The sequence below is a fragment of the Deltaproteobacteria bacterium genome (assembly GCA_003194485.1).
Classification (GTDB): domain Bacteria; phylum Desulfobacterota; class Dissulfuribacteria; order Dissulfuribacterales; family UBA3076; genus UBA3076.
Window position 1 is genome coordinate 1 of the sequence record PQXD01000053.1, and the last position, 4,422, is coordinate 4,422.

Below are 4,422 nucleotides of genomic sequence, written 5' to 3' on the forward strand. Positions count from 1 at the left end.
TGATACATATGTAACTTACTGAATTTTTTAATAATTTGTAGTGTATACAATAATTATCTTTTAACTCATTGTATTTATAAGGATAATTTCGTTCGCTTTGGTCATAACTAGGAAAGTCAGGTTAGGGGGCGACTTTTTTCTCTTTACGTTTTTTGTTCGCTTCTTCATATCCAATACTGCACATGAATTAGACGGTGCCAATAAAGCAAATATGTGTCTGCCTATTTGAGCTCATTTATACATTTTGGCTTTTAATTATTGTATTCTGTTTGGAAAATAATTGATAGGAAATAGCTGTTCAGGGATTGGGGAGAGACTGAAATACCGTTTAATCTTTGACCGCTGTGACGGGAGGAGAAATATGAAACAGTCCGGAAGGAATTTGAAAATAGGTTACGTTAAAATGTTAACCCCAATTTGGGGTCTAATCATATTTGCCACAGGAGTGTAGAGATCAACTTCCTCTTCAGGTGTTCTTATCGAAACAACTAATGAGTAGCGAGCGCGCTTACTCCATCTTTCTAAGTGGTGACGTTCACGCCACCAGCCAATGACAGGGTATACTGCGACATAACCCCTGTCTGCCAATTCAGCGGCCGTACCGGTCCAGCGGTCTGAATGTAACGATCCAAGTTTTCTAAGATTTGTTCCCAACAACCAGTTGTCGGATTCTGTACTTGAGGAGGACGAACTTGCCATCTCTTCGTCCCTGGCTGCCCTGTTGATCCGGCCTCTGAAATCATCAAGTTTTTCCAGGGGCCTTTTCACATCAAAACGGAGGCCGTGGCTAGCGTAGCTGTATCTACGGGTCCATCCGCGCCTTGCCGGATTCGGCTCGATGAAATAGGAAAGTGTGACCCTCATCTCTACCAGGATTTCGCCCAAGTCCTGCAATACTTCCTTCGGCCACGGAATTGTATGCAAGTTGAGATCCCGTGTCACATACCTGGATTGTTTTTTGTCAAATGGCTGCAAGGAGTCTTGAGCGATAAGTGTTAACGAATTCCGTGCACTCCACATGGCCCTTTGAAGGTTCGGCACCCCGAATCCGCAATAACGGAGAAGCTGCTCATATTTGTTTTTAGTGTTTAACGGCTGAAATCTGGCCTGCATTGCTTCAGTCCACTCTGCGGAATGGACCAAGAGAGCACGGATGGTCTCCGGCCAATACTCCGGGTATGCAGCCTGCAGCATAGCTGCCATTCTGGATGCCAATGCGGTTGCAGCGCTGGTCTCCCTCATGGTGACCAGCGGTTTGATAATATATTCTCGTCCAGTACTGAGCAGGTCAAGGCTATCGACATAATCAGCGTTACCGGCAGTAGGATCGATGGCCATGTTACCGCCTTCCATGACAATATCCGGTTTCAGCGGCCACGGCCTTTGCCAGATCATGGAAGTACAGCTTGATGGGCTCAGGTCTCCGTGTGGAGCGACCAGATTCCAGCCGGGATATTCTTCAGGGTCAATTAAGCCCTTCTCAGTAAAAGCTCCGACCGTGACTGTATTCCATGCCTGGCCGGGATCATGAATTCCATCTGTCAGGTTGCTATCAGGGTAATGATAACGCATGTCTTCGGCAGTATTCCCGGCAGCGACAATTATCAACCTTTGCTTTTCGTCATCAGCCCCTGAACTCAAGGCATCCAGCCGGGCCGACCATGAAGATGGCCTGCCGCGGTCCCTGAAGTCAATAGTGCTCACTGCCATGCACACAATCCGGCTTCGATGAGGTGCGGTCACTTCAGAGCGAGCAATGGCTTCAGCGGTAATATCACCGTAAAGGTGAGGAGGATTTATGCCATGAGGTGGGAGTATCTTCACTGATTCAAGACGGTGAGAAAGCGCAATCCGGTCATAGTGGCTGAGCAACTCCGTAAGATCGCCATACAAGGCGAGTCCCGCCATCTCAGTGCCATGATCGTCATGATCAGCTTCGCCCCAGGCGGGGTCATAAGCGTGCATGTCATAAGCATCCAGGGTCGGGCGCAAAAGCGGATGTTCATTATTGATACCCGAATCTAAAATACAGATTGCCGTGCTATCTTGTTGGGGAGGATCAATTCTGGTCAATGCCTCTTTCACCCATTCAAATTGCTCTTCAACTCCCATTGCAGTGAAAAAGGCGGCCGTTTCTTTGGTCTTTCGAAGTTCTGCAATGCAATTTAGCAGATTGATCGACCGTGCTCATCTGTGCTTTGGTGCCTAATGCCGTTACCACAGTCCTGTCTGGAAAACTGATTTGCTCCTGACCAACGGTCAGACCGATTCGTTCAGCGTGCTTGTTGAAAAAATCGACAATCGCTTTTCGGTCACTGCCAACCCGCAACCACACTTCCCACCAGATAGGGCTATCTCCTTCAGGGAGGCAATCATTATCGTCTGTCCACAAGGCATTAAGGACAGCCCTTCGGATTGCAGAAATGCTTTCCACCAGTTGCTGATTTTTTGGTCTGCCTTTTTCTGTATCCTCCTCTATGTATGCTGTAATTCTTTTTATAAAAAAGGACAGTTTTCCTTCCGGCACAAAAACGGTTGCCAGCGTTTTGCTGTCTTCCTTTGTAACAGCAAGGAGTTCGATGCCCGATCGGATGACTTCAAGACTTTCAAGCTTCAAGTCAAAGTCAGGTTCACTTTCAAACTGCAGGCAGATGCCGTTTCCGGCATCAACGCCGAAGGCGATCTGTTCCTCCAGCAGCTCCTCAGCTTCTTGGCGGAGATTATTTAACTGATTAAGCAGTCTTTGCCCGTGAGCTTGCCTCTGACGTGGGGGCAATTTTGATTTGCTACCACCCCCGGTAGCAGGGGAAGTGTAGAATTCAGTATTAGCCGTACCAGTGATAAGAAGATGGCGAAGTCTTGAGGGATTGCTTTGCGGCATTTGTTAGTGTTGATTTTACCAAAAGATGAATATTCTACAACACGGATATTATTTGTTCCGGATTGCCTTTCGTTCCGATAACGGCTTTATGATATCCTCAGTGGTAAGTCCGTCCCGGTCATGAATAACAGCATCTTTGATGGCATCCTCACATGCTCGGGTAATATCCGCATGACTCAAACCGATTGCCAGATCGGAAAGTTTTTCCCACTGGATCTGCGCTTTGTCGAAGGCCGCCAGCTTGGCCCTGAGTAATTTGACCATGAATTTGCGCTCAGGCAGCTTGTATTCAATAACATCATCAAACCGTCGGAACAATGCATAATCCAAGATATCAGGATGATTTGTCGCAGCTAATATGATGCTGTCCGAATCATCCTGCTCTATCATTTGCAGAAAACTGTTAAGAACCCGGCGTATTTCCCCTACATCATTGATCTGTCCACGTCGAGATCCTATTGAGTCGAATTCGTCAAACAGATATACGCCCCGGGATTGAGCAATGGCATCGAAAATGAGTCTCAACTTGGCGGCAGTCTCACCCATGTATTTCGTAATGAGGCTATCCAGGCGAACGAGGAACAAAGGAAGCCCCAATTCTCCAGCCAGCACATTTGCCGACATGGTCTTTCCCGTCCCGGGTGGACCGACAAGAAGCAATTTTTTTCGTGGCGAAAGGCCATGGGCCCGGATTTTGGTTATTTGCCGCTGTTCTATGATTAATCTGGTCAGACGCTCCTGAATATCGGAATCCAGGACCATGTCTGACAACCGGAGTTTTGGATATGAGGCCTCTAAAAGAGTTGAAAGTTCACCGCGTGGCTGGGCAATAGGCACAGGTTTGGGTGAGGGAACGGCATACCTCTTCTTTTTCGCTTCATCAATAATGGCCCGTAATTCTCGGGCGAGTTTGCCATGCCCAAGTTTTGCTTCATGAGCCGCCACCTGCATCGCCACAGAGAAGAAGCGGGAACTATCTCCTTCTATATGTGACTTCAGAAGCGCTTTTATTTGTTCTGCACTGGCCATCGTCAACCTCGATATCGATACTAATGTATCTATCTTATAAGAAAAAATATCCTGAGGGAAGTAAATATTTGGTTAACCCAAAAAAGACTGACCTTGTTTTTGCTTCCCTGTTTTTCATTGGATGTCTGACATGGTCATATATGTTTAGACGAGGTTTAGTTGTTCATGCAAGCAAAAGAAATTACCATTGTTTTTTGAGAATGCGTTCTTTTTCCCATTGATCCAAGACATTGCGGCAGGATTCCCAGTCGATTTTTTCAAGAAGCTTGATCAGGTAGCCGGTGAAATATGTTGTATAAATTGGCAAGCCCCCTATTACGTGCACATATGATGTGATGCAGTTCTCCTGGGGCGTCTACGCGAACTTGGCGGAGTATAATTCTAAGGTAGTGTAAAATATTTTGTGTGAATTCTGAAAGGGTAGAAAAAGGCACTTTTCCTTGTAATGGTTTTGATCACCAAAAAATCAAACCGAAAGGAGAAGTGCCATGAACGTAGAAATCAGTGTACCG

General features: G+C 46.5%; 1 protein-coding gene and 1 pseudogene. Both read right to left on the reverse strand.

Annotation, left to right across the window (positions count from 1 at the left end):
- Positions 1-393: 393 nt before the first annotated feature.
- Positions 394-2,881 (reverse strand): annotated as a pseudogene (locus C4B57_11720) (hypothetical protein).
- A 48-nt stretch (positions 2,882-2,929) separates the two neighbouring features.
- The gene (locus C4B57_11725) at positions 2,930-3,910 is read right to left on the reverse strand and encodes an ATPase (GenBank protein PXF50748.1); all 981 of its coding nucleotides are present in this window, start codon (positions 3,908-3,910) and stop codon (positions 2,930-2,932) included.
- Between the last annotated feature and the right edge of the window lie 512 nt (positions 3,911-4,422).

Coding starts and splice junctions, on each gene's coding strand:
- C4B57_11725 (PXF50748.1), bottom strand. CDS start 3,910: ATGGCCAGTGCAGAACAAATAAAAGCGCTTCTGAAGTCACATATAGAA.